The 24,690-nt window shown below is 41.4% G+C and carries 21 protein-coding genes; 10 read left to right on the forward strand and 11 right to left on the reverse strand.

Features of this window, described 5'->3' with window-relative positions; translation table 11 throughout:
* Positions 1-22: 22 nt before the first annotated feature.
* The 6 genes from QE382_RS21470 (at position 23) to QE382_RS21495 (ending at position 9,051) form a co-directional block, all read left to right on the forward strand.
* Positions 23-493 (forward strand): integrase core domain-containing protein, encoded by a 471-nt coding sequence (locus QE382_RS21470; protein ID WP_307188049.1) that lies wholly within the window; start codon positions 23-25, stop codon positions 491-493.
* A 153-nt stretch (positions 494-646) separates the two neighbouring features.
* Complete coding sequence (locus tag QE382_RS21475) at positions 647-1,174, forward strand: RNA polymerase sigma factor (RefSeq protein WP_307187707.1); 528 nt, start codon at positions 647-649, stop codon at positions 1,172-1,174.
* A 97-nt stretch (positions 1,175-1,271) separates the two neighbouring features.
* Entirely contained in the window at positions 1,272-2,219 is a 948-nt protein-coding gene (locus tag QE382_RS21480; RefSeq protein WP_307187708.1) for a FecR family protein, read from the forward strand.
* Positions 2,220-2,286: 67 nt separating this feature from the next.
* Positions 2,287-5,631 carry a SusC/RagA family TonB-linked outer membrane protein gene (locus QE382_RS21485; RefSeq protein ID WP_307187709.1) on the forward strand — a complete coding sequence of 1,115 codons (3,345 nt, stop codon included), beginning with the start codon at positions 2,287-2,289 and terminating at the stop codon, positions 5,629-5,631.
* 52 nt (positions 5,632-5,683) lie between these two features.
* The gene (locus tag QE382_RS21490) at positions 5,684-7,204 is read left to right on the forward strand and encodes a RagB/SusD family nutrient uptake outer membrane protein (RefSeq protein WP_307187710.1); all 1,521 of its coding nucleotides are present in this window, start codon (positions 5,684-5,686) and stop codon (positions 7,202-7,204) included.
* Positions 7,198-9,051 (forward strand): alkaline phosphatase, encoded by a 1,854-nt coding sequence (locus QE382_RS21495; RefSeq protein ID WP_307187711.1) that lies wholly within the window; start codon positions 7,198-7,200, stop codon positions 9,049-9,051. Before QE382_RS21490 ends, QE382_RS21495 begins: the two co-directional genes overlap by 7 nt.
* Positions 9,052-9,210: 159 nt before the next feature.
* Here the strand turns inward: QE382_RS21495 and QE382_RS21500 are convergent, their stop codons facing one another.
* Complete coding sequence (locus QE382_RS21500) at positions 9,211-10,986, reverse strand: aminopeptidase P family protein (RefSeq protein WP_307187712.1); 1,776 nt, start codon at positions 10,984-10,986, stop codon at positions 9,211-9,213.
* Positions 10,987-11,224: 238 nt separating this feature from the next.
* Here QE382_RS21500 and dacB point away from each other — a divergent pair, with 238 nt between their 5' ends.
* From dacB to msrC, 4 genes are all read left to right on the forward strand, one after another.
* On the forward strand, positions 11,225-12,649 hold the full coding sequence (dacB, locus tag QE382_RS21505) for a D-alanyl-D-alanine carboxypeptidase/D-alanyl-D-alanine endopeptidase (RefSeq protein ID WP_307187713.1): 1,425 nt from the start codon (positions 11,225-11,227) through the stop codon (positions 12,647-12,649).
* Positions 12,650-12,742: 93 nt separating this feature from the next.
* Positions 12,743-15,025, forward strand: coding sequence for an NADP-dependent malic enzyme (locus QE382_RS21510; RefSeq protein ID WP_307187714.1), 2,283 nt, complete (start codon positions 12,743-12,745; stop codon positions 15,023-15,025).
* A gap of 32 nt (positions 15,026-15,057) precedes the next feature.
* Positions 15,058-15,639, forward strand: coding sequence for a Holliday junction branch migration protein RuvA (gene ruvA, locus QE382_RS21515; RefSeq protein WP_293939479.1), 582 nt, complete (start codon positions 15,058-15,060; stop codon positions 15,637-15,639).
* Positions 15,640-15,851: 212 nt separating this feature from the next.
* Positions 15,852-16,328 carry a free L-methionine (R)-S-oxide reductase MsrC gene (msrC, locus tag QE382_RS21520; protein ID WP_307187715.1) on the forward strand — a complete coding sequence of 159 codons (477 nt, stop codon included), beginning with the start codon at positions 15,852-15,854 and terminating at the stop codon, positions 16,326-16,328.
* Between the two features lie 134 nt (positions 16,329-16,462).
* Here the strand turns inward: msrC and QE382_RS21525 are convergent, their stop codons facing one another.
* The 10 genes from QE382_RS21525 to hisC all read right to left on the reverse strand — a co-directional run bounded on the left by QE382_RS21525 (position 16,463) and on the right by hisC (position 24,634).
* The gene (locus QE382_RS21525; protein WP_307187716.1) at positions 16,463-17,065 is read right to left on the reverse strand and encodes a hypothetical protein; all 603 of its coding nucleotides are present in this window, start codon (positions 17,063-17,065) and stop codon (positions 16,463-16,465) included.
* A gap of 31 nt (positions 17,066-17,096) precedes the next feature.
* The gene (locus QE382_RS21530; protein ID WP_307187717.1) at positions 17,097-18,317 is read right to left on the reverse strand and encodes an LVIVD repeat-containing protein; all 1,221 of its coding nucleotides are present in this window, start codon (positions 18,315-18,317) and stop codon (positions 17,097-17,099) included.
* A 123-nt stretch (positions 18,318-18,440) separates the two neighbouring features.
* Positions 18,441-19,343: a WD40 repeat domain-containing protein gene (locus QE382_RS21535; RefSeq protein WP_307187718.1), complete on the reverse strand. Its 903-nt coding sequence runs from the start codon at positions 19,341-19,343 to the stop codon at positions 18,441-18,443.
* Positions 19,344-19,353: 10 nt separating this feature from the next.
* On the reverse strand, positions 19,354-19,539 hold the full coding sequence (locus QE382_RS21540; protein ID WP_307187719.1) for a hypothetical protein: 186 nt from the start codon (positions 19,537-19,539) through the stop codon (positions 19,354-19,356).
* A gap of 63 nt (positions 19,540-19,602) precedes the next feature.
* The gene (hisIE, locus tag QE382_RS21545) at positions 19,603-20,187 is read right to left on the reverse strand and encodes a bifunctional phosphoribosyl-AMP cyclohydrolase/phosphoribosyl-ATP diphosphatase HisIE (protein WP_307187720.1); all 585 of its coding nucleotides are present in this window, start codon (positions 20,185-20,187) and stop codon (positions 19,603-19,605) included.
* Between the two features lie 124 nt (positions 20,188-20,311).
* The gene (gene hisF / locus QE382_RS21550) at positions 20,312-21,064 is read right to left on the reverse strand and encodes an imidazole glycerol phosphate synthase subunit HisF (RefSeq protein WP_307187721.1); all 753 of its coding nucleotides are present in this window, start codon (positions 21,062-21,064) and stop codon (positions 20,312-20,314) included.
* 1 nt (position 21,065) lies between these two features.
* A complete protein-coding gene (locus tag QE382_RS21555; RefSeq protein WP_293879509.1) occupies positions 21,066-21,818 on the reverse strand; it encodes a 1-(5-phosphoribosyl)-5-[(5-phosphoribosylamino)methylideneamino]imidazole-4-carboxamide isomerase in 753 nt (250 codons plus the stop codon).
* A gap of 21 nt (positions 21,819-21,839) precedes the next feature.
* Complete coding sequence (gene hisH, locus QE382_RS21560) at positions 21,840-22,430, reverse strand: imidazole glycerol phosphate synthase subunit HisH (RefSeq protein ID WP_293939458.1); 591 nt, start codon at positions 22,428-22,430, stop codon at positions 21,840-21,842.
* Between the two features lies 1 nt (position 22,431).
* Positions 22,432-23,571 (reverse strand): bifunctional histidinol-phosphatase/imidazoleglycerol-phosphate dehydratase HisB, encoded by a 1,140-nt coding sequence (hisB, locus tag QE382_RS21565; protein ID WP_307187722.1) that lies wholly within the window; start codon positions 23,569-23,571, stop codon positions 22,432-22,434.
* A gap of 4 nt (positions 23,572-23,575) precedes the next feature.
* Positions 23,576-24,634 carry a histidinol-phosphate transaminase gene (gene hisC / locus QE382_RS21570; protein ID WP_307187723.1) on the reverse strand — a complete coding sequence of 353 codons (1,059 nt, stop codon included), beginning with the start codon at positions 24,632-24,634 and terminating at the stop codon, positions 23,576-23,578.
* Positions 24,635-24,690 lie beyond the last annotated feature (56 nt).

A 24,690-nucleotide genomic window follows, 5' to 3' on the forward strand; every position in this document is an offset into this window, starting at 1 on the left:
ACTATATGATTTCAATTACCTCATAACTGATGCATACTCGAGAAAAATTATCGGCTATTGCCCTCATCCCCAGCTGACTGCTCAAGGGGCAACTAAAGCTCTGCAAATGGCACTGAAGAAAAAACCGACTCTCAATATTCTCATTCAACATTGGGATCGAGGTATGCAGTACTGTTCCTTCGACTATATACTAAGGTTGAAAAAAGCGGGTGTAAAAATCAGCATGACAGAAATCGGAGATACCTATGAAAACGCTATTGCAGAAAGAATTAATGGTATATTAAAAACAGAATTTAAACTCAAAAGGGTATCTTCTTCAAGGAGTGAAGCCTTGTTGGAAGTGACTAAAAGTATAGAATCATATAATCATTTGCGTCCGCATATGAGTTGTGATTTTCTAGCACCTGCGGTAGCACATATAACAGATGTACCATTAATTAAGCGTTGGAAAAACTGTAGGAAAAAATACAAAAGTTTACAAAAAAACAATTAAATTCATAATATCAATTCACCCACCAAAACTGTAAAGTAAGAACCGTATTAGACCTAGTGTAAAGCTATTTCAGGACAAGACATATATGCTTTAAGATTTATTAACCTTAAAGGAATACTGAGTTATTAGCTTTGTCCAACTAAAACTGATTTTGTGAGCGAATTATTAATAGCATCATTGAAGCAGGGTGATCACTTTGCCATGGAACAGATTTTTAATCTGTATTGGGAAGCCATATTTGATGCAGCTTTTAAGAAAATAGGTGACGAAAATATTGCTCAGGACATTACCCAGGAAATCTTCATTTCGCTGTGGGAAAATCGCGAACAGGTCATCATATCTGGCGGTTTGGCAGCCTACCTACATGGTGCAGTGAAATTTAAAGTCATCAACCATTTTCGGAGTACAACGGTTAAAGATGGTCGTAAAGCCGAATTAGCATCTTTAATGAAGCAGCAATATGCAGATTCAGCGGATGACCCGCTGATCCTTAAAGATGCACAGCAAAAAGTTGAAGAAGCTTTAACGCAACTTCCTGAACGTATGCGACTGGTCGTTACCATGCGCCGAAAGCAAGAAAAATCGATCAAAGAAATTGCCAGCGAGCTGGATGTCTCCGTACAAACTGTCAAGAACCAAATTACCTCGGCGATGAAACTTCTCAAAAAAAGCCTTTCTTAGCCACTTATCCCATTTTTTCTGCGTGTTAACGATAAATTAATATACTCCTAACATTTCTCGCTAGTACCATTTCCCATTTGAAGTGACATGTATTCAAATGATGGAAGAAAAAGCAAAGCAGCTACTGCAAAAATATTTAAACGGCGAGGCTAACGACAATGAAATCAAACAAATTGAGGATTGGTATGCTCGACTGGATAATGCGGACAAAAAAATCCCACAGGAACGCAAAGCTGCGCTGCGCGAACAATTATTGACCAATATCCAGTCCGGTATTTCAAAAAAGGAAAGTAAACGACCTTCCCGGCTGTATTCACCTGTATTCAAAATAGCAGCCGCTATTTTAATGATTGCTTTCATAGGACTTCTTTATTGGAAAGTAAATAATCAACCTATCACAGCATCTGCGCAGATCGTCACAACAACCCTTGCAGGGGAACATAAAAAGATTGTCTTGGCAGATGGTTCGGAAATTATCCTCGAACCATCTTCAAAAATCAGCTATCCAAGTAAATTCAAGGGCAATATCCGTGAAATAGTGCTTACTGAGGGGGAAGCCTTCTTTGACATTGCCCACGACGAGAAGCATCCATTTCAGGTACAGCTTGCATCGAAGCTAGCAGTTAAAGTATTAGGAACCTCTTTTCGGATAAAAGCTTATCAGGCTTCCGATCAAGTCGAAGTCACCGTCGCTACGGGTAAGGTTGCTGTGGAGCAAAATGATAAGATCCTCGGCATATTAACCAAAAACCAAAGTCTACGCTACGATAAAGAGACCAAACAATCATCGCGCAACCTAGTAGAAAAAAATACAGCCGTAGCCATTGCGTTTGATGGAACACCACTTAAGGAGGTGGTAGAAAGACTGGAATATGTCTACAACATCGAAATTATCTTAAAAGACACTTCACTTTCGCCTTTAAAAACAACAGCCACATTCAATAGCACACAAAATCCGGCAGAAATACTGGATATCATCTGCAGCCTACATCACCTCAAGTACAGTACGATTGAAAAGGATAAAATATTTAAAGTCCACAAATAATGTCTAAAAATTTACCTAAAACATCTTAGTCACCATGCGTAATTCATTACCTAATCATTACAAAAAAATGAAAACACCTGCATTCAAAAGAGAATTCTCTTTTTATCGGATCATGAAGTATCCCTGCATCGCATTTTCGATTACTTCGGTATTCTGCAGTTCATTGATGGCCTCCCCAAGCATGGCCCAACGTTTGGACAAAAGCAGCGTAAACATCAACATAAGCAAGGGCGAAAAACTCGATGTGATCCTTCACAAAATCGAGCGTCTCTCGGGTCTTCACTTTGTTTACAATCCCGATCTATTGCAAGAACGTAACACAGTCTTAAGCGGCAATTTTAAAACCGAACCCGTTCGTTCTCTCCTGAATAAACTTGGAATCAGTGCGGTGGAAAAAGAGGACTATGTGATCCTGAACACGCAATCGAATATTAAGGCAGATCGTATCGTTACAGGTTTTGTAAGAGATACACTGGGAGCTGCCATCGCAGGTGTATCTGTAAAAGTAGTGGGTACGCAGGTTGGGACCACAACAGATATAAAAGGTGCATTCCGAATCGAAGCAGGACAGCAAGCTGTACTTTCCTTTTCGATGGTCGGATTCCATTCCAAGGAAGTCGCAATTGGCGAAAATGAAGTTATTAATGTAACGCTAAGCGAAGAACGTTCGACCTTATCCGAAGTTGTTGTCGTAGGCTATGGAACGCAGAAAAAAGAGACATTAACAGGTGCTGTCAGCTTGGTATCACTCGATAAATTATCGTCCAGATCTGTTAACAGTGTTGGCGAAGTATTGGCCGGTAAATCGCCAGGTGTTATTGTTACGAATGAAGGTGGTGACCCAACTGCTTCACCCCGTATCAATATCCGCGGTGCTGGTGGTATCAATGGTGAAAGTGTACTCTATGTTATTGATGGTTCCATTTTCCTAGGCACCCCACAGCTCAATCCGAACGATATCGAATCCATTTCGGTCCTCAAAGATGCATCGGCAGCAATCTATGGAGCGAGAGCTTCTGGTGGTGTGGTATTGATCACCACTAAAAAAGGGAAAAAAGGACAGATGCAAATTAGCGTTGATGCCAAGTTAGGGCAACAAAGTGCTTGGCGAAAATTACAGCCGCTAAATGCCGAACAACGGGCACAAGTGGCTGCAACAGCGGCCAAAAATGGCGGAACGACCATCCTACCTGCTTTTGATCCGACCAAATATCCCGAGGGCCTAGTGACCAAAACAAACTGGATGGATGAAGTTTTTAGAAATGCGACACTACAGGATTACAATGCTGCAATTAATGGCGGTAGCGAAAAGTCTAACTTTTACCTGAGTTTTAATTACCGCAACGCCGAGGGTATTGTATTGAATACCAAAACCAAACGCTATAATTTCCGGATAAATTCAGAACATCAACTTACGCCTTGGTTGAAAGTTGGTGAAAACTTATCCTACAGCAGTACCAATGGAAATGGCGCGAACACCAGCAGCGACTATACAGGAGCGTTATTGTCTGCCATCTATTATCCAACCAATGGAACTCCTTACAATGCCGATGGGAGCTTTGCTGGTCTACCGGGTCCTTTCCCGGGCGATTACGGTGATATCATTAATCCTGTTGCCGAACTCATGCGCATCGACATCAACAATCCCATCAATGTTCTTGTTGTCAACCCTTATGCGAGCATCCAATTGGCAAAAGGCCTAACATTCAGATCCAACTTAAGTATTACTAAATCAAATGCTCGATACAAAAGTTTTACACCACGACGTCCTGAAATAGGTAAACCGGTTTTGAGCAATAGTCTAGTTGAACGAGCAGATGATGCAAATGATATTCTTGCAGAACAAGTTTTAAATTACAAAACGTCATTTGACAAACATCAACTTGACCTCACCGGCGGATATACCTTTCAAAAGACAAAAAGTACCAGCCTATACGCTTCAGGATCCGGATTTGATGATGAATCTAAACAATACCGCTATTTAGGAAATGCCAATACCTCCCAACCTTCGGAAAGCGGATTGAATGCCACAGCAATATCCTCGCTATTCTTACGAGCAAACTACAGTTATAACGACAAGTATTTACTATCGTTGATTGGTAGACGAGATGGTTCATCCATGTTGACAAAAGAAAATAGATTTAAAAACTACGCTTCTGCATCAGCAGGATGGGTGATCAGCAAAGAAGAGTTTTTAAAATCAGCAACTTGGTTAGATCAATTAAAATTACGCGGTAGTTATGGTATTTTAGGTAATCTTGCCAGCCTGTCGCCGGCGGCTGTAAACCCGCTACTCGCCATTACCCAAAGCTATTTTGGTCAAACACCCACCTTACAAAAAGGATATGTTCAAACTATTCTAGCGAACAAGAATCTGACTTGGGCTGAAAGTAAACAGACGAATATAGGTTTAGATCTGGGAATCTTCAACCATTTTAACTTGGTAGCCGATTACTTTATTAAAGAAACAAATAAAATGATCTTGACGAGATCGCTTCCAGGCACAGCGGGCCTAAATAGTCAAACGATCAACGCGGGTTTAGTCAATGACAGGGGAATTGAGCTGGGATTGACGTACAATAGCTCAAAAAACGCTGACTTTAGCTATTCCATCAATGCGACCTTGACCAAATTGAACAATAAAGTTAAAGAATTGGATGCGGGTTTATCCACAATAGCGGTGCCTACAAATTTCAGGAATGAATTGGCTCCGCTCTCTATTACCGTCGGTCAACCGCTCTACAGCTACTATGTGCTCAAAACAGATGGTATCTTCCAGAGCCAGGCCGAAGCTGATAATTACAAAAATGCCAATGGACAAAAAATTCAGCCGAATGCAAAAGCAGGTGATTTTAAATTTGTAGACATCGATGGCAATGGTTCAATCGGCTCTGAAGATCGTTATTTTGCGGGCAGTGCATACCCGGATTTCTCCTATGGATTGAGCTTTAATGCAAATTATAAGGATTTTGATTTCAATATTTTTGCTCAGGGCGTTCAAGGCAACAAGCTTTTCAACGCGATCAAAAGAACAACATATAGTGCAAGTGGCCCTTCTTACAATAAGTTAACGGGTATTTTGGACGCTTGGTCTCCAGAAAATCCAAATGGTAAAGTGCCCATCATCTCCACTTCAGATGCAAATGGCAATTTCAATGCGTCCGATTTTTACATCGAAAATGGTTCTTACCTCCGCATTCGTAACGTTACACTAGGCTATACCTTACCAAAATCAATTGCGAACAAATTTAAGATGGGCAACGTACGCGTTTATGCAACGGCCAACAACCTATTTACGATTACGAAATATACAGGTTTTGACCCCGAAATTGGAATGGATAACAATGGTCTTGACGTGGGACGTTACCCACAAGCCAGAAGCTTTATTGTTGGTTTAAATGTCAATTTTTAATCTTAAAAAATGCCGATGATGTATACTCATCAGCTATTAAAAAAATAAAACGATGAAAACAAATATCAAATACCTTGCAATAGCTGCATTAGCATTTTTTGCATCGTGCAACAAACAGTTAGATATAATGCCAGAGGGCTCCCCGTCTGCACAGAATTTCTGGAAAACGGAACAAGACGCGATCAAAGCAGAAGCCGGGATGTACGAAAAGTATAATGAAGAGGATTATTACGGTCGTGGGATGTTTTGGTTTATTAATGCCAGTGACGACATGGTGACGGGACGTAACAAGCCCGAAGCCGACAATATCAAAAACTTCAACCGCAATTACATCGGCGGTGGTTATACCGAATCGCAATGGAGCATGCGTTATGCGATTATAAAAAGGGCCAACGATATTATTATCCATGTTCCCAATATCAGCATGGATGAAGCGCGAAAAAAACAGATCATTGGCGATGCCTATTTCAATGCAGGTCTGGTTTATTTTCAATTGGCGGCAAACTATGGTAACGACAAGGCAGGTGTGCCTATTGTTACACCTGAAACAGATGCTTCCGTTCCGGTAGCCAGAGCCAACAACGTTAACGAAAACTACGATTACATCATTTCACTGTTATTAAAAGCGGCCGACAACCTTCCTTATTTTTCTGAAATGAAGGATACCGATTACGGTAAAGCCCACAAAACAGCAGCATGGGCCTATTTATCAAAAGTATATCTGTACAAAAAGGATTATACCAATGCAGCGAAGTACGCGGATATGGTGATCAGTTCGGGCAAACATGAATTATTGACCAACTTTGTGGATGTGTTTAAAGCTGCCAACAACTGGTCCAAAGAATATATCTGGTCGGTGGTCTGTACGCCAAATGGTGGCGGTACTGGCTGGGGAAGCAAACTTCCCGGTGTGATGTTGACCAATAAAGCCTGGGGAATCTACAATGGCTGGGGCTACTATCTACCGACAAAAGAACTTTACGATTCTTTTGAATCTGGAGATCTACGCCGTGAAGCAACCATCTTAAAACCGGGGGACAAATTCCAGTTTTTTGGCGCAGAACGTACATTTGCAAAAGATGGTGGCGCGACTTCAAACTATCAGTTTAAAAAGTACATGGAACCGTTTTCATACGCTAACCCAATTCCAACACACGTCAATCCAAATGGTGACAACGGAACTACAGACCTCAATGTACCCTTGATGCGTTATGCCGAAGTATTATTAATTAAAGCTGAGGCCGCCATTAATTTAAATGGGGCTGGCGCAGGGGATACCGAATTAAATAAAATCCGGAAAAGAGCAGGCTTGCTGGCAAAAAGCGGAATGACCCTTGTAGACCTTAAACGCGAGCGCCGCAATGAGCTTGCGGGGGAATGGGCAGACCGTCACCGCGATTTGGTGAGATGGGGCGATGCGCAAGCGACCTATGCCAAACCTTTACACGATTTCGACGGTGCTGTCATTTGGCCGGCTAGAAATTTCAATCCGCAAGTACATGATGTATGGGCAGTTCCACAACGCGAGATCGACAACAGTGCTGGTGTCATTAAACAAAATGCAGGATGGTAAAAAACACTAAATTCATGTGGCTGCTATTTGCAGGCCTAAGCATTCAGTCGGTTTCTGCCCAGCAGAAACTGACTGCCAATGCAGGACATAGTCATAATGATTACAAACAGCAAATCCCGCTATTGGAGGCTTACTATGCAGGAATGGGATCAATAGAAGCAGACGTCTTCTATCGCGACGGAGAGCTTTACGTTGCCCATGAAAGCAGCGAAATCAAAGCAGGGAAAACATTAAAAAAATTATACATCGATCCCTTGGTTACTTTCTTCAAGGAAAATGGCAATAGGCCCTATGCTAAGCCTGAGCAAACATTACAGCTGGTAATCGATATCAAGGAAAACTACGAACAGGTATTGGCTAAATTATTGGCAGATTTGAAGGGCAACGAATCTATATTCGACCAGCAGAAAAATCCTTCCGCCATTAAAATTGTCGTCAGCGGTGAAATCCCGCCGCCGGAAAAGTTCGACAATTATCCATCGATGATTTATTTTGATGGCCGGCCGGAAAAAGATTATACGCCGGCACAGCTCAAACATATTGGGATGATCAGCCAGGATATAAAACAGTATTCTGTTTGGAATGGTAAAGGTACGCCTACCCCACCCGACCTTGAAAAGATGAAATCTGTGATAGACAAAGCGCATAAATTGGGCAAACCCTTTCGTTTCTGGGCAACCAAAGACAGTCCCAACAGCTGGAAGGAGCTTGGCCACATGGGGGTAGACTGGATCAATACAGACCATCCTACGGCGCTAAAGAGTTTCTATTTAAACAGCGCTAAAGTCGAATACGCAAATCCAAATGCCTACGTTCCCTATCAGCCAACCTATAAAAATGATGGTGCAACGAGCAAGGTCAAGAACGTTATTTTACTCATTGGTGATGGCATGGGCTTGGCCCAAATACAAGCTGGTTTAAGTGCCAATTTTGGTCAGTCCAATATCATCAACATGAAACATATTGGTCTTTCACGCACCGAAGCATCCAATTCGGATTTTACCGACTCCGCTGCGGGCGGGACAGCTTTGGCGACAGGGCACAAAACAAATAATAGGTACATCGGTGTGGACGCCAATGGCCAACCAATCAGTTCGATTCCAGACACACTGGCTCAGCATGGGATCAAAAGCGGTATAATCAGTGCCGGAGATATTACCGATGCTACCCCTGCGGCATTTTATGCGCACCAGATCGACCGGACTATGTCGGAGGAAATTGCAGCAGATTTCAAAAATAGTCATGTGGATATTTTAGTGGGTTCGCGTCGCGAAAGCTTTATTAAAAACAAGGATAACACGCTGATGAAGCAACTGGCGGCAAAAGGTTATCAGCTTCAGCAAAATTTAGATGATTTCGAAAAAGCGACATCGGGCAAGCAGCTGGTGCTCCTGGCGGATTCTGCGACACGAAGAATACTCGATGGACGAGGAGAAATGTTAAAAACTTCGCTCTCAAAAACGATTGAGCTTTTGTCTAAAAATGATAAGGGCTTCTTTATCATGGCCGAGGGTGCACAAATTGACTATGGAGCCCATGCCAACGATCTCCCCTATGTTGTTACCGAGCAGCATGACTTTGATCGGCTTGTCGGGGAAGCCCTAAAATTTGCTGACCAAGATGGTGAAACACTCGTCATTGTCACTGCAGATCACGAAACTGGTGGACTTTCCCTATTGGATGCCAATTATAAAAAAGGAACGATAAGAGGAAATTTCAGCAGCGATGACCACACCAACATTATGGTACCTGTCTTTGCTTATGGTCCAGGCGCACAGCATTTTATTGGTATCTACAACAATACAGCAGTTTTTAAAAAGATTATCCAGGCCTATCAGTTGAAATAATCAATTTGAAGCCTTCATACAACGCAAAACCCCTCGGTATAAACACCGAGGGGTTTCATTTTTATAGTTGATCAATTTAAATCTTCGCCTCGCCCCGGATCGCATGCTTAGAACAGCGACTTTGAAAGCTATTGCGCTTTAATGTTCAGTTTATGGTGATTAAATTGCTTGGCACTTATCTGCCAACCAGTTCTTTTCCTCCGCATTAAGATGCGTTGATAACTGATCAAAAACCCATTGATTATAATTATTCAACCAGGCAATATGTTTCTTATCCAATAAGGATTTCTCGATCAAATCAGTTGCGATATAACATATCGTTAATGTCTCAAAGTCCAAGAAGTCTCCAAATTCGGAAGAACCTGCTTTACGGGTCAATACTAAGTTTTCAATACGGATCCCATGTTTGCCTACACGGTACAATCCAGGCTCTATTGAAGTAATCATGCCAGGTTCAACCGCAACATCGATTGCCGCCGGGTTAAACACCTGAGGCCCTTCATGCACATTCAGAAAAAAGCCTACCCCATGTCCGGTACCATGCCCATAGTTGCGTAACGTTTCCCACAATGGGCGACGGGTAATTGCATCGATCTGATAGCCGCGCGTTCCAGTCGGAAAAATGGCCTGAGAGCCTTCTATCGTTCCTTTGAGCACCAATGTATAATCTCCTTTCTCCTCTTGGGTCGCAGCACCCAGGGTTACTACCCGTGTAATATCGGTTGTGCCCGTTTGATATTGCCCTCCAGAATCCACCAATAGCAAACCCTTAGGCTGTAAGATATAGTTTGATTTTTCATTCGCCGAATAGTGCGGTAGCGCACCATGGTCCAAATATCCTGCAATTGTGGTAAAAGAGACGTCAACAAAGCCCTCTTGACTTTCGCGCAACTCGCGCAATTTATCTGCGATAGATAATTCGGAAAGTTCACCGGAAGAAACATTTTCTTCCAGCCACTTAAAGAAACGCGTCAGCGCTACCCCGTCTTTTACAAACGTATGTCGATTATTTTCAATTTCAACTGTATTCTTAATAGCTTTTAAACTCGTCGAAGGATTCGTTTTCTCAACAATTTTAACCTGTTTAGGTACGCTGTCGAAAACGGCAAAACAGGTACGTTTGGGATCAATAAGAATTGAAGCCACATCCAATGCTGAAATCGCTTTAAAGACATCTTCATAGGGCGCCACACGCACACCATAACCTTTCAGTTGCTCCGTCGCCTGAGCGCTTAGCTTCGATGGTTCGATATAAAGTATAGTATCTTCGGTTGTGATCAGTACAAAGCCCAAAACAACAGGGTTACAGGGCACATCCTGACCACGGATGTTTAATAACCAGGCCAGGTCATCCAAAGATGAGATCAGATGAGCTTCCGTTCTATTCTTTTTCATCTCCGCACGAACAGCTTCAATTTTAGAAACCGTTGATTGTCCCGTAATATTTTCATCCAGCAGGTAGGCCTGTGCCTTAGGCAGCGCTGGACGTCCTTCCCATAAGGAAGACAGCAGATCAACATGACCATCTACTGTAATCTCCAAAGGCTCCAAAGTATGCTGAACAGATTGGGCCACCAATAAAGAAGCGAGATTGCCGTCAAAAGCAACTTTAGCGCCAGCACCCAGCTGCTCGCCCAACCAATCAGCGTACTCCGCGGCTCCCTGTGCTTTCAATTTCACCAGTTCAAAACCTGTTCCTGCCAACTGCTCTGCCGCCTGAACAAAGTAGCGCGAATCTGTCCATAGACCAGCAAAATCCTGCGTGATAGCCAAAGTGCCTGCGGATCCTGTAAACCCCGATGCCCACGCTATACATTTGTAACGTTCTGGTAAATATTCACTAATATGAGGGTCTGATGACGGGATAATATAGCCGTCGATTCCCTGAACCTTCATCGCCTCACGAATAGCAGCTAATTTTTCGATATGCTTCATGTCGTTTATACAATTTTACGCAAGTTAGGATTTTTTAGGGGCGAATGCCTAACTTTAAGCCAAATAAAACAAACGAATGCAGCGAACGTTTTCCCCTAAAAATAAGGCAGCGTTCAAGTCATCATGATAAATCCGACGAAATATCCATGATTGCCAGCACGAATGTAGATAACCGTGTTTGGTCGAATCTAATTCAGGATATGAGGATATACCATAGGACAATAAAAAAATAGGATATATGAACCAATTTGTGCTAAGTACGATAGCTTTTTCCACTTACGCGTTAACGACCGTTACCACTCCACTATTTGCACAGGATCTTCGCAGTAAAGTCCAGGATGCTTTTACACAGTTTCAAAATCAGGAAAGCCTCAGGAATGGTTTGAGCTCATTGATCGTTTTCGATGGAAAAACAGGACAAACGGTATTCGCAGCAAATGAAAATATCGGATTGGCAACCGCCTCCACTATGAAGGTAATCACTTCGGCCACGGCATTGGACTTCCTGGGCAAGAATTTTCAGTTCAAAACAACCCTATATTATACCGGTGAAATCGACGAAAACGGAGTGTTAAACGGAAATATTATTGTGACAGGCACGGGTGACCCCACCCTTGGCAGCGCCCGCTACCCAGAGACTCAAGCAACAACAATACTGAACAAGTGGCTTGCAGCAATCCAAAATGCCTGTATCAAAAGTATAAATGGCGCCATCATCGCAGATGACAGGCTTTATAATGGGAACCAGCTTCCGGGCGGATGGATATGGACCGATATGGGGAACTATTACGGTGCAGGAATTTCGTCACTCAATTGGTGTGAAAACGCTTTTGGCGTAAATTTCAGTCCAAGCAATAAGATTGGCGCCAAAGCGGAGATCCTGAGCTATACTAAGCATGTTCCCTACCTGGAAATTATCAACGAAACAACTACGGGTAAAGCTGGAAGTGGCGACAATGTATACGCCTATGCCGCTCCCTATTCAACCAAGATATTTGTGCGCGGCACCTATGGACAGGACCTCAAGAAAACTATCGAGCTCTCTTCGCCCGATCCTGCTTATGATCTCGCTTATCAATTAAATGAAGTACTAAGTAACAACGGTATTCCCGCCAGCGAACTACCAGCTACCGGAACCAAAATGGATTCAGTCGATGTTTCAAAAAAACAAACCCTGGATATCCACCTTTCCCCAACCTTAGACAAAATTGTCTACTGGTTTAACCAAAAGAGCATCAACCTCTACGGAGAAGCCTTATTAAAGGCAATCGCGTATACGACAGCGGGTAAAACCGGGACTGATGAAGGGGCGTATTATATACAGAAATATTGGAATGCCAAACTAGGCATAAAATCCAGTGAACTCAATAACATGGATGGCTCTGGTTTATCACCTCAAAATAGGGTGACCACATCTGCCATGAATAAGATCATGCAGTATGCCCAAAAGCAAAGTTGGTATCCTGCTTTTTACGAAAGTCTTCCCACCTATAACAATATGAAGATGAAAAGCGGAACAATCGGCGGCGTACTTGGTTATACAGGTGTGCATACCAATAAGTCAGGACAGTCGTTTACTTATACATTGCTGGTCAACAACTATTCGGGATCGGCTTCTGTTATGCGGCAGCAGATGTTTAAATTACTGGATGTCCTGAAGTAACATATTATTGTCTAATAATAATAAGATATTGGTAAAAATTTTCAATTATCAAAAAGAATGATAGATTTGTAGCCTTAAATTAATAAAATCGTAATGAGTAACACTAATCGTAAACAGGCAGCATTAAATTACCACTCCATGGGTAGACCTGGTAAAATAGCTGTTGTTCCGACCAAACCAACAAATTCGCAAAGAGACTTATCGTTAGCATATTCTCCTGGTGTAGCGGAGCCATGTTTGGCTATTGCTGAGAACAAAGAAGATGCATATAAATATACCGCAAAAGGAAACCTTGTTGCCGTTATCAGTAATGGTACAGCAGTATTGGGTTTAGGCGATATCGGTGCCCAAGCTGGTAAACCAGTTATGGAAGGTAAAGGTTTATTATTCAAAATTTTTGCCGACATTGATGTATTTGACATTGAAGTGGACACCAAAAATGTGGATGAGTTCGTCAACATTGTCAAAGCATTGGAACCTACTTTTGGAGGTATCAACCTGGAAGATATCAAAGCACCGGAGTGTTTTGAAATCGAACGCCGTTTAAAAGAAGAAATGAACATCCCTGTGATGCACGATGATCAACATGGTACGGCAATCATCTCAGGTGCAGCATTGATCAACGCCTGTGAAATTATCGGTAAAGATATTTCAAAAGTAAAAATCGTCGTCAATGGTGCTGGAGCAGCTGCAATGTCATGTACGGCAATGTATATTTCAGTTGGTGCTAGCAAAGAAAATATCGTCATGCTGGATAGCAAAGGTGTCATCCGTAAAGATAGGGAAAATCTGGATGGTATGAAGGCACAATATGCAACAGATCGCGATATCCGTACGCTGGCAGATGCTGTAAAAGATTCGGATGTATTTATCGGTCTATCGGCAGCAGACGTCATGTCGGCAGAAATGTTGTTATCGATGGCTCCAAACCCAATTGTATTGGCGATGGCAAATCCAAATCCTGAGATTGCTTACGATTTGGCCATGGCGACACGCAACGATATCATCATGGGTACGGGTCGTTCAGACTATCCTAACCAAGTAAACAATGTATTGGGGTTCCCATATATCTTCCGAGGTGCGTTGGACGTACGTGCAACTTCTATCAATGAAGAAATGAAAATTGCGGCAGTACGTGCGATTGCTGATTTGGCGAAACAACCCGTTCCGGAAGAAGTTAATCAGGCTTACAACACCAATAACTTAAAATTCTCAGAAGAGTATATTATTCCAAAACCTACAGATCCACGTTTGATCACGGAAGTTTCTATGGCTGTTGCGAAAGCCGCTATCGCATCAGGTGTAGCAAAGACCGTAATAGAAGATTGGGATCAATACAGCGATGCGCTACGTAAACGCCTGGGTAAGGACGATGCCATCATGCGTAACCTGACCATGGCAGCGAAAAGGGATCCGAAGCGCGTTGTTTTTGCGGAAGCAGACAATTACAAAACACTGCGCGCGGCACAGATTGTCAAAGAAGAGGGCATCGCGGTTCCTATTCTTTTGGGCCGAAAAGATAAAATCGAACGCCTAATTAAAGAATATGCTTTTGAATTGGATGGTCTCGAAATCATCGACCCCGTTGCTGAAGTAGATGGTGAAACAGAGCGTTCCAAGAAATTTATCGAGCATCTGTACATCAAAAGACAACGCCGTGGTATATCGAAATATGATGCCCGTAAGTTGATGTATGACCGCAACTATTTTGGAGCCTCTTTAGTGGAATTTGGCGAAGCTGATACATTAATTTCTGGGATGACCAAAAATTACGCGAATACGATTCGTCCGGCATTGCATGTGATCGGGGCTAAACCAGGAAGTCGCGTAGCAGGAATGTATATGATGTTGACCAAAAAAGGGCCAATTTTTATGGGAGATACGACGGTGAATGAAGATCCAACTGCACAAGAATTGGCCGACATTACGCTGTTACTGGATAAAGCCGTAAAGCGCATGAATATCCAACCACGTATCGCTTTATTGTCGTATTCTAACTTTGGCTCGAGTGAAGGAAAAACGCCTACAAAAGTGAGAGCTGCAGCACAGATTCTACACGATCAGTATCCTGATATCATTGCTGAGGGTGATTTACAAGCAAACTTCGCGTTAAATAGTGAAATGCTGACAGCAAACTTCCCGTTCAGCTATTTAAATGGGAAATCAGCAAATACACTTGTGTTCCCTAATCTAGAATCGGGCAATATTGCGTATAAATTATTGCAAGAAGTTGGTGAAGCGGAAGCTGTAGGCCCGATTCTTTTGGGTATGAACAAACCAATCCACGTATTACAATTGGATAGCTCTGTACGCGAAATCGTCAATATGGTCACCATTGCCGTCGTAGACGTACAGACACATCTTAAAAATTTATAGAATAGCTTAAAATCTTCCTATATTCGTATACTATGTACGAATATTTCAATGGAAAATTAACATATAAAGCCCCCACTCACGTTGTTATCGATGTGAGTGGGATTGGTTATTATGTCCACATCTCTCTTTATACCTTTTCTCAAATCAAAGATCAGGAAAACTGCAAATTATTCATTTCACTTCAAGTTCGGGAAGATTCTCATACACTTTATGGCTTTGCAACTGAAGGTGAGAAAAAACTATTTGAAAATTTGATCTCTGTTTCCGGTATTGGTCCCAATACAGGCCGTATGATCCTCTCGTCAAACACACCGGATGAGATCCAGTCTGCCATTGTTAATGGGCAGGTCGCACTGATTCAAAAGATTAAGGGAATTGGTCCTAAGACAGCACAACGTCTTATCTTGGAACTTCAGGATAAATTAAAGAAACAGGGATTCGAAGCTTTGGCAACATCTATTCAGTCCCAATCCATACCGGACGAAGCGCTATCCGCACTTGTTATGCTCGGGTTCAACAAAGCCGCGGCAGAGAAAGTATTAAATACCATTCTAAAAACAGACAGCAATCTTTCTGTAGAGGATATGATCAAATTAGCACTGAAACGACTTTAAACAATGGAATTTTGCGTTCAAGGACAAGAAATATTAACATTTGCCTGATGCGAAAGCGCTAATATTCTCTTAACTTTGAACAGCGTATTAGTGCTTTTTCATTTCATGCAGGTTGAGACATGACATGTACTGTAGCTTTCTGGGCAAGCAAAGCATGTTTGGAAGTATAGTCCTCATAGCAAATGCATGATTATTTTTTTACACAGATTTTTATGGCAGAGGATTTACAAATAGCTAAAGGTAGCAAAGAAGAACAATATCAAAATTTACTTCCTCAGATTGAAGGATTATTGACTGGCGAATCCAATCAAATCGCCAATCTGGCCAACATAGCCGCCGCGCTGAAGGAACAGTTCAATTTTTTCTGGGTTGGATTCTATCTTATAGATGCAGATGAGCTGGTATTAGGTCCATTTCAGGGACCCGTTGCATGCACGCGTATCAAGAAAGGTCGTGGTGTGTGCGGGGGAGCTTGGGCACAAGAAAAAACATTGATTGTTCCTGATGTGGAGCAATTTCCGGGACACATTGCCTGTAGCTCACTATCGCGATCCGAAATCGTGCTACCCGTTTTTAAACAGGGACAGATTATCGGTGTGCTGGACGTTGACAGCAGTGAATTAAATAGTTTTGATGAAGTCGATAAGAAATATCTCACGCAGATTCTCGAACTTTTAGACAGTAAATAGATAAACGCCACAACCAACGAATGAAATAGCATAAGTATCGGAGTAGATTTGAAAAACAAACCGTATACTTACGCTATTTTTTTACAATTTAAGCAATCGACACCTGTTAATAAAAAAAAACATCTGATCGATACCTAAAAACCAAATCCGAGCTGTAAAGTAAAACGGTGCAGGTCATATTTTTTATCTATTTGTGTTCTTCCATACCAGATATCAATTTCTGGTAAGCTTGCTGAGGGTTGTGTATACGTGTCCTTTCGGCTATAGTGTTGATACCGATATCCTGTTGCCAATGACCAATATTTCGCCGAATTATTAAATTTAAAGCGCCAACCCAGCTGTGGGTTTATCAGCAAGCCGCCCTGATATTCATATTTTAAATTGTTCTCGACTGCATTTTTATTCAAGGAAGTAAAACTATAGCCTAAATCCAATCCTGCGAAAAAACTACGCTTTCTGTCAGGAAATTCTACATAATTTACTTTGGCTGAGAGTGGTAAAAACCATTTTGATCCTTCATTGTTTACAGGATACCTATCCACCCCTGTATTTAAACCCAGAGCGATATTTTCATGGAGCTGCACCCCATGGAATGTATGTAGGCCAAATCCAGATTCGAGAAAAGCAGGGCCATAAGTAATAACCGAAAATTCATTATGATTTGTATATTTTTTTGTTTGGGCATCAACAGTTAAATACCCGAGAAGAGCCAAAATGGCAATCGAAAGTCTTTTCATATCAGAATAATGAAGCTCTTGAAATCGTTTTTTATTTGGAACCAATAATAGGAATAATGCTCAATTCCTTCAGTTTGGCTTTATTGCTATAATCATATTGATGTACACCTTTTTCTGCAACAACGATTAGTGATTTTGATCCGGCGATCACATCTATGCTCGTCAGTTCTTTTTTAGTTTCGAGAAGCTTATTGCCTATTTGGCTGACATCACTGGCATCGAATGACTTCAATCCGAATTTTCCTTCACAAACATATAAGGTTTGGTCTGAGAGCGCCAAGCCATGGGGATTCTCCAACGTGAAGGTATTTTTTAACATCGGTTTTGTCAGGTCTTGGATGTCGATAACTTCCAATAGATTCTGCTGTCCACCACATACTACGCCAGCCCGCAAAGTTACAAAGGCATATTTCTCGTTAACTACCACAGGATCACAAGCACGAATATGCGAATAACGCGACAGCTCTACGGGAGCCGATGCTGTGGTGATATCATAAATCACCATGCCTGTATTGGACCCTATAAATAGGCTGTTTTTAAAAGGAAAAATTGTTTCGATACCAGGGCCTATCTTTATGTCCTTTACATAGGCAGGTTGACTTGCATTCTGTACATTAAAAAGGTGTAATGTCGTTTGATCTACAGCATATAAATGTTTATTAGCAATGGTAAATCGCGCCATAGATCCGCCCTGCCCCGATCCCGAATTGGTCTCGTAATAAACATTATCTTTTCGGTCATAGGGTGAATATTTATCTTTTTGGCTATAGCTTACAAGACTATCTCGGTATCCTGTAATGATGCGATCTGTAGTATTATTGATGTAATCCATTTCAAGCAAGACCTTAAACACATCCTTATTTCGTGTCAATAACTTGGGTGACGCTGGATTTTCCAGATCGAAGGTCAACAGATCTGTAAAACTATCAGCATACAGCTTTCCATCCAGAACCGCAAGATCCACATTTCCAGGAATACTTAAGAACGCCACCGCCAGAGGTTTTGACGGATCTACATTATTAAAGATATGGATACCTTTCCCTGGTTCATTGATTAACAAATAATCTTGATAAAGATAGATCTTTCCAGCTTGAACAATAGCGGTAGGGCCGCTTACGGGATTCGCTTTAGCCCGTATACTTTCCATTGTTTCAAATATTGGCACGCGAGCCAGATACATTCCCTTACTTTCGATCTTATCACAGCTCGCAAGCGCTATACAACTCAATAAGATAATCCAAATTCTTTTCATAAAATATAACTATGAGGTCAATTAAGTTTATAATCTCTATAGTTAACGATATACTTATGAATTCGCTACAAACAATCTATATTTTTTTTCTACCTGGATAGTTTGCTTTTCCGGATCAATCTTCTATAAATGACATTCCCAGACTTTAACGAGTTTGTCATCGCTCACACTAAAGAAATATTTCCCATCTTCAGACCATACTCCCGCATTTACAGATAAATGATGGCCATCCTGCATTTTCTCTCGACTCATATTTTTCAATAAGGCAAAGTCATCTGCTGACCAGAATTTTAACGATTTATCCCGACTGACGGTTGTAAAAATCGGCGCTTTAGGATGGGGATATATACCGTATACGGTAAAAAGATGAGGTACAAAGGAAAAATTACTCGTCAATTGATTTGGGTCTGAAATCACCAATTGTGCATCCCGTCCACCACTTAGCAATTTATTATCGATAAAAGCCAAAGACGTGGCGGGCATACTATGCAATTTTGAATTAGTAATCATATGAAAGTCGGCACTGTCCAATAGATAAACTTGTCCATCTTTATCGGCCAAAGCTATTCTTCCAAGTCCTTCATCGATTGCAATTGCCCGAATTGTTGTCGGGGATATACGTTTTTCGTAAATATTTTTATAGGTCTCCAAATTAACGACATACAATGTCCCTTCTTCACCCGCTGCCAGCAGTTCATTTTTCCAAGGCATATGGACCAATGAAAAGATCGCTTTGGCGCTTAGTTGTATGCTTGCGACAAGCTTTTGCTCCTCTACATGTACAAAAAGCAGCTTACCTTCGCGCAACGCGATGGCCAGAATCGGTGTTCCCGCTATCATCCGTAAAGCGTAAACCGATGAACTAACCGCACATAGAATGCGTTTAAACGCATTACTCTCCACGTCCCATTCAACAACGCCTTTATCGTTACCACCTGTAAAAAAGGTATTTGCATCATAACCTTTCTCAACACAGAAAATAGGGTTCTGATGTCCTGGTAACGTCGATTTCAATGTAATATCCATAGTTATTTCGCTAAAACTCCTTCTCTATCCAGATCGCATAGTTCATATCCATTTTATATGCAATAGGATTAAATTTTCCGCCGACCGAACTGTGGATCCAGTAAAGATCAATACAGCAATACGTATTGTTAGCCCGTAGAAACAAGAAGTGCAGTATATCCACAAATATACTGCACTTCTGAGATTCTTTTGTCATCTTAGCTTAAAGCCTGCTGACCACTTTTGATTTTGTTCAACGGCAATCCCATTGCCCAAACACCTATTGATGTCTGCTTTCTAGGTTTTTCGCAATTGTTTCTAAAGAAAATCCTTTTTCCCGCAACAATACGATCAAATGAAACAATAAGTCTGAAGTCTCGTTGATAAAATCAGTATCAGTTTCGGTCAAAGCTGCAATGACTGTTTCAACCGCTTCCTCACCCACCTTTTGGGCAATCTTATTGATCCCACGAGAACGCAGACGGTTAACATAAGATTCGTCTGACGGATGCGCATACCGATTGTTAACAATGCGCTCTAGCTCCAACAGAAAATTTTGATTAAAATCTGTACTGAAACAACTTCTGCTCCCAGTGTGACAAGTAGGCCCCATTGGGTCTGCTTTAATTAAAACGGTATCTTTATCGCAATCAATATGAATGCTTTTTACATTCAAAAAGTTACCACTGTCTTCACCCTTTGTCCAAAGGCGATTTTTGCTTCGGGAGAAAAACGTGACACGTTTCTCTGCTTGAGTCTTCTGCCAAGCTTCCTCATTCATATAGCCCAACATCAAGACTTCCAACGTTTGGAAGTCCTGCACAATCACTGGAACAAGGCCGTCACTTTTTGCAAAATCTAACATGATTTTAGTATTTCAATTTTTAATTATTTTCGAAGAGCCATGAGCTCTCGTTTAATTTCTCAGGACTTTATTCAGCAAGTCTATGACGTACTGCTCTTTGATTATTAGTCTTCAATCCTGTTTTCTATCGTACGACAATTCCATTTTGCTGCAACGTAGCTTTAAGATCCGGAATCAATATTTCGCCATAGTGGAAGACAGAAGCCGCCAAAGCAGCATCTACATTAGCGTGTTGAAAAACATCCACAAAATGCTGTTGATTACCGGCACCGCCAGAAGCTATAAGCGGAATATGAATCTGATCATTTATGGTTTTTAAGAAGCCATTATCAAAGCCATTTTTTGTACCATCATGATCCATCGATGTGAGCAAAATCTCTCCTGCCCCTCGCTCCTGTGCCTCCATGATCCATTCCGATGTATTCAACTCGGTCTTTATACGTCCACCGCTCAAGTACACAAAATTTTGTCCTTCAATAGATCGGGTATCTACTGCTACTACGACGAATTGTGCGCCAAAAGCAGCTGCCATTTCATTAATCAAAGCCGGATTACGTACCGCGGCTGAATTGATGGAAATCTTATCAGCACCCGCATTTAATAAAATTTCCGCATCTTTAATTTCATTGATCCCCCCCCCGATTGTAAAAGGAATATTGACTTGACGTGCGACTGCTTTGACTAAATCAATCGTTGTTTTACGTCTTTCATGGGTCGCTGTAATATCCAGGAAAACGAGTTCATCAGCTCCCTGTTGAGAATACTCATAGGCTAGCTCAACAGGATCACCCGCATCACGCAAGTCTACGAAATTGACGCCTTTTACAGTTCGCCCATCTTTAACATCTAAACACGGAATAATACGTTTTGCAAGCATGCTAAAATCTGATTAACGATTTTAAATTCCAATCTTTGATTTCATCGATCGAGATTCTATTTTCATAGATTGCCTTTCCAACAACTACAGATTCTACTCCACCCAATTCCTGAAGTTTCTGAATATCATCCATTGAACTGATTCCACCAGAAGCAATGAGCTTGATAATTGGAGAATGGCTCAACAACTTTTGGTACAATTCAACACCAGCACCGCCCAATTTACCATCTTTACTAATATCGGTACATAAGAACCTAAAGAATCCCAATACCAAACATTTATCGATATACTCGATCAGTTTAATTGGCGAGCTTTCCAACCAGCCCGAATATTTAATAACCTCATCCAATACGTCAATTGCTATTACAATGTGATCCGCATACTTCACTTTCCCTTCGTTCAAGGTAGCCAGTTCCTCCAGGAAAGAAGGATTTGTAATCGCCTGTGTTCCCACAATGACACGGTAAACACCCGCATCGACCAGTTCCTTTACCTTTTCTATACTTCTAACACCACCTCCATATTGAATTTTCATTTCTGTTTTCTGGATGATATCAAATAGGTAGGCCTGATTGCTGAAGTCTCCTTTTGCTCCGTTTAAATCAATGATATGAACCAACTCAGTACCATTTGCATGATAGTTTTCGATCTGCTCTTCTAAGCTGATTGCATACGTTGTGACGTCGTCATAGTTGCCTTCTCTCAGGCGGACAACCTTTTTGTCCAAAACGTCTATTGCTGGAATGATATACATAGTTGAATGTTTTTAGTCAATTTAAATAGTTGAAAAATTGAGCAATAATTGCTCACCTGCTTTCCCGGATTTCTCGGGGTGAAATTGTACACCAAAGAAATTGTCTTTGGAAATTGCCGCTGAAAAGGGCTGCCCATAGACACATTTTGCAGCGGTATACCTGTCATCGAATTCAATGAAATACGAGTGGACAAAATAAAAATAAGTCTGATTTTGAATGTGCGCAAATAAAGGATTATTTGCTTGTACAGCAACGCTATTCCACCCCATATGTGGGACTTTGCCAGCCATTTTGCTATCAAAATGAAGAGTTTTCAAAGGAATTAACTTTAACATTTCTGCATTTCCCTCTTCTGAAAAGTCAGTTAGCAATTGCATTCCTACACAAATACCCAACACCGGCTTACGAAGCGCTTTGATAGCTGGTACGAGTCCCGACTCCTGCAATTTATCCATCGCTGCCCCCGCATGCCCGACTCCTGGGATGATAATCCGATCGTACTGATCGATCTCCTCCGCCGTATTGATCATCCCATAGGAGAGTCCTACCCGATCTAACGCCGCTGTTAAGGAAAAAATATTCCCTGCACCATAATTAATAATTCCTATCATTTTACAATACTCCCTTCGTACTTGGCAACTGCATGTGATCAGCATCGCGTCTCACTGCTTTCTTGATGGATTTAGCAAATGCTTTAAAGATTGCTTCGATCTTGTGATGCTCATTTTCGCCTTCTGCTTTTATATTTAAATTCGATCGCGAAGCGTCCGAAAACGATTTAAAGAAATGGAAAAACATCTCTGTAGGCATATCTCCAATTTTTTCCCGTTTAAATGCGGCATCCCATACAATCCAGTTTCGACCACCGAAATCCAATGCAACCTGAGCCAAACAATCATCCATCGGCAATGTATACGAATAACGTTCAATACCCCGCTTATCACCAAGGGCTTTTAAAAATACCTCCCCCAAAGCGATACCTGTATCTTCTATCGTATGATGTTCGTCTATATGCAGATCCCCTTTTGCTTTTATCGTCAAGTCTAATGCCCCATGCCGAGCCAATTGATCCAACATATGGTCAAAAAATGGCAATCCTGTATCAATGTCAGACTTACCTGAACCATCCAAGTTCAAATGAATGAAAATATCTGTTTCATTAGTCTTACGATGATGTTCGGCGGTACGCGTGCCCAATTTAAGAAATTCATATACGGTCTTCCAATCTGTTGTTTCTAAAGCTATAACAGTTGAATCGATCGCTAAGTTTTCCAATGCACCTAATTGATCATTGGCGCGGAGCCAGATTGCCTTAGCCCCAAGATTTTGTGCCAGTTTAACATCGTTTACACGATCACCAATAACAAAAGACTGGCTCAAATCATATCTTGATGCATCAAAATAATCCCCCAACATGCCTATCCCCGGTTTACGCGTGTCCGCATTTTCATGTGGAAAAGTTTTATCGATATGCTCTTTGGCAAATACCACCCCTTCTCCTGCAAACGTATTGAGCACAAAATGATGGACTGGCCAGAAATTCTCTTCCGGATGGGAAGAAGTTCCTAAACCATCTTGGTTCGAAACCAAGATCAATTCGAAATCCAGTTCCTTTGCGATACGTGGCAGATACTGCAAGGCACCGGGATAGAATTTTAATTTGGCAAAAGAATCGATTTGTTCATCTTCTGGTTCCAAAATTAATGTTCCGTCTCGGTCTATAAACAGTACACGTTTTAAGTTATCAGGCATAGTATTATTTATTGATTTGATTAAGTTTTTCTAATAATGTTTGATTTTCAGCCGGTGTGCCAACCGTGATCCGCAAACATCCCTCACATAATTCGACTTTAGATCGATCCCTCACGATGATTCCATATTGAACCAAGTAATCGTAAACTTCCCGAGGTTGATCCATTTTGACCAAAATAAAGTTAGCATCGGAAGGTGTGATATGCTGTACATAATCCAGTTCAAGCAGTTCGCGCACGATTTTTTCGCGCTCAGCTACGGTTTCTTTTATCCAGTCATTGACTTGATCCACCTGATCTAAAGCTTCCAGTACAATATCTTGTGTGGCCTGGTTAATGTTATATGGAGGTTTAATTTTATTATAAACAGCGATTACCTCTTTACTCGCAAAAGCCATACCCAAGCGTAAGGCGGCTAAGCCCCAGGCTTTGGACAATGTCTGCAACACAACTAAATTGGGATATTCTGCCAATTCTTGTGTAAATGATTTTACAGCGGAAAAATTGATATAAGCTTCGTCCACAATCACCAGCCCCTGAAAATTATTCAGGATCGTTTCAATGTCCTGACGACGGATTGAGTTTCCGGTTGGGTTATTCGGAGAACAGATAAAAATCAATTTCGTATGGGCGTCTATTGCATTGGCAATACCCTCCAAATCCAATTGATAATCTGCGGTGAGGTTGACTTTCCTGCAGGCTACATCATTGATGTTGGCAGAAACTTCATACATACCATAGGTTGGTGGAACTAAAATCACATTATCCACACCTGGCGTACAAAAAGCACGATATAAAATATCAATTGCTTCATCGCTTCCATTTCCCAAAAAGATATTTTCTGCGGGTACGCCTTTTATTTTAGAAAGCTTTGCTTTGAGTTGATGTTGGAGAGGGTCTGGGTATCGGTTGTAATCATGGCTTAGTGGGGATCCAAAAGGATTTTCATTGGCATCGATCAATATAGATGCCTCCCCTTTAAATTCATCTCTTGCGGATGAATAAGGTACGAGCTTCTTAATATTTTCCCGTAATAGGTTGTTTAAGTTGAATGGATTATCCATTATAAAAAAATTAGAGCCGTAAACTTAGATAAATTGTTCATCATATGCAATATAAT

The sequence above is a fragment of the Sphingobacterium zeae genome (assembly GCF_030818895.1).
Classification (GTDB): Bacteria; Bacteroidota; Bacteroidia; order Sphingobacteriales; family Sphingobacteriaceae; genus Sphingobacterium; species Sphingobacterium zeae.

Excerpts from the sequence above, each read along its gene's own strand:
- QE382_RS21480 (WP_307187708.1), top strand. The coding sequence starts at position 1,272 with ATGATGGAAGAAAAAGCAAAGCAGCTACTGCAAAAATATTTAAACGGC.
- QE382_RS21485 (WP_307187709.1), top strand. The coding sequence starts at position 2,287 with ATGAAAACACCTGCATTCAAAAGAGAATTCTCTTTTTATCGGATCATG.
- QE382_RS21490 (WP_307187710.1), top strand. The coding sequence starts at position 5,684 with ATGAAAACAAATATCAAATACCTTGCAATAGCTGCATTAGCATTTTTT.
- QE382_RS21495 (WP_307187711.1), top strand. The coding sequence starts at position 7,198 with ATGGTAAAAAACACTAAATTCATGTGGCTGCTATTTGCAGGCCTAAGC.
- QE382_RS21500 (WP_307187712.1), bottom strand. The coding sequence starts at position 10,986 with ATGAAGCATATCGAAAAATTAGCTGCTATTCGTGAGGCGATGAAGGTT.
- dacB (WP_307187713.1), top strand. The coding sequence starts at position 11,225 with ATGAACCAATTTGTGCTAAGTACGATAGCTTTTTCCACTTACGCGTTA.
- QE382_RS21510 (WP_307187714.1), top strand. The coding sequence starts at position 12,743 with ATGAGTAACACTAATCGTAAACAGGCAGCATTAAATTACCACTCCATG.
- ruvA (WP_293939479.1), top strand. The coding sequence starts at position 15,058 with ATGTACGAATATTTCAATGGAAAATTAACATATAAAGCCCCCACTCAC.
- msrC (WP_307187715.1), top strand. The coding sequence starts at position 15,852 with ATGGCAGAGGATTTACAAATAGCTAAAGGTAGCAAAGAAGAACAATAT.
- QE382_RS21525 (WP_307187716.1), bottom strand. The coding sequence starts at position 17,065 with ATGAAAAGACTTTCGATTGCCATTTTGGCTCTTCTCGGGTATTTAACT.
- QE382_RS21530 (WP_307187717.1), bottom strand. The coding sequence starts at position 18,317 with ATGAAAAGAATTTGGATTATCTTATTGAGTTGTATAGCGCTTGCGAGC.
- QE382_RS21535 (WP_307187718.1), bottom strand. The coding sequence starts at position 19,343 with ATGGATATTACATTGAAATCGACGTTACCAGGACATCAGAACCCTATT.
- QE382_RS21540 (WP_307187719.1), bottom strand. The coding sequence starts at position 19,539 with ATGACAAAAGAATCTCAGAAGTGCAGTATATTTGTGGATATACTGCAC.
- hisIE (WP_307187720.1), bottom strand. The coding sequence starts at position 20,187 with ATGTTAGATTTTGCAAAAAGTGACGGCCTTGTTCCAGTGATTGTGCAG.
- hisF (WP_307187721.1), bottom strand. The coding sequence starts at position 21,064 with ATGCTTGCAAAACGTATTATTCCGTGTTTAGATGTTAAAGATGGGCGA.
- QE382_RS21555 (WP_293879509.1), bottom strand. The coding sequence starts at position 21,818 with ATGTATATCATTCCAGCAATAGACGTTTTGGACAAAAAGGTTGTCCGC.
- hisH (WP_293939458.1), bottom strand. The coding sequence starts at position 22,430 with ATGATAGGAATTATTAATTATGGTGCAGGGAATATTTTTTCCTTAACA.
- hisB (WP_307187722.1), bottom strand. The coding sequence starts at position 23,571 with ATGCCTGATAACTTAAAACGTGTACTGTTTATAGACCGAGACGGAACA.
- hisC (WP_307187723.1), bottom strand. The coding sequence starts at position 24,634 with ATGGATAATCCATTCAACTTAAACAACCTATTACGGGAAAATATTAAG.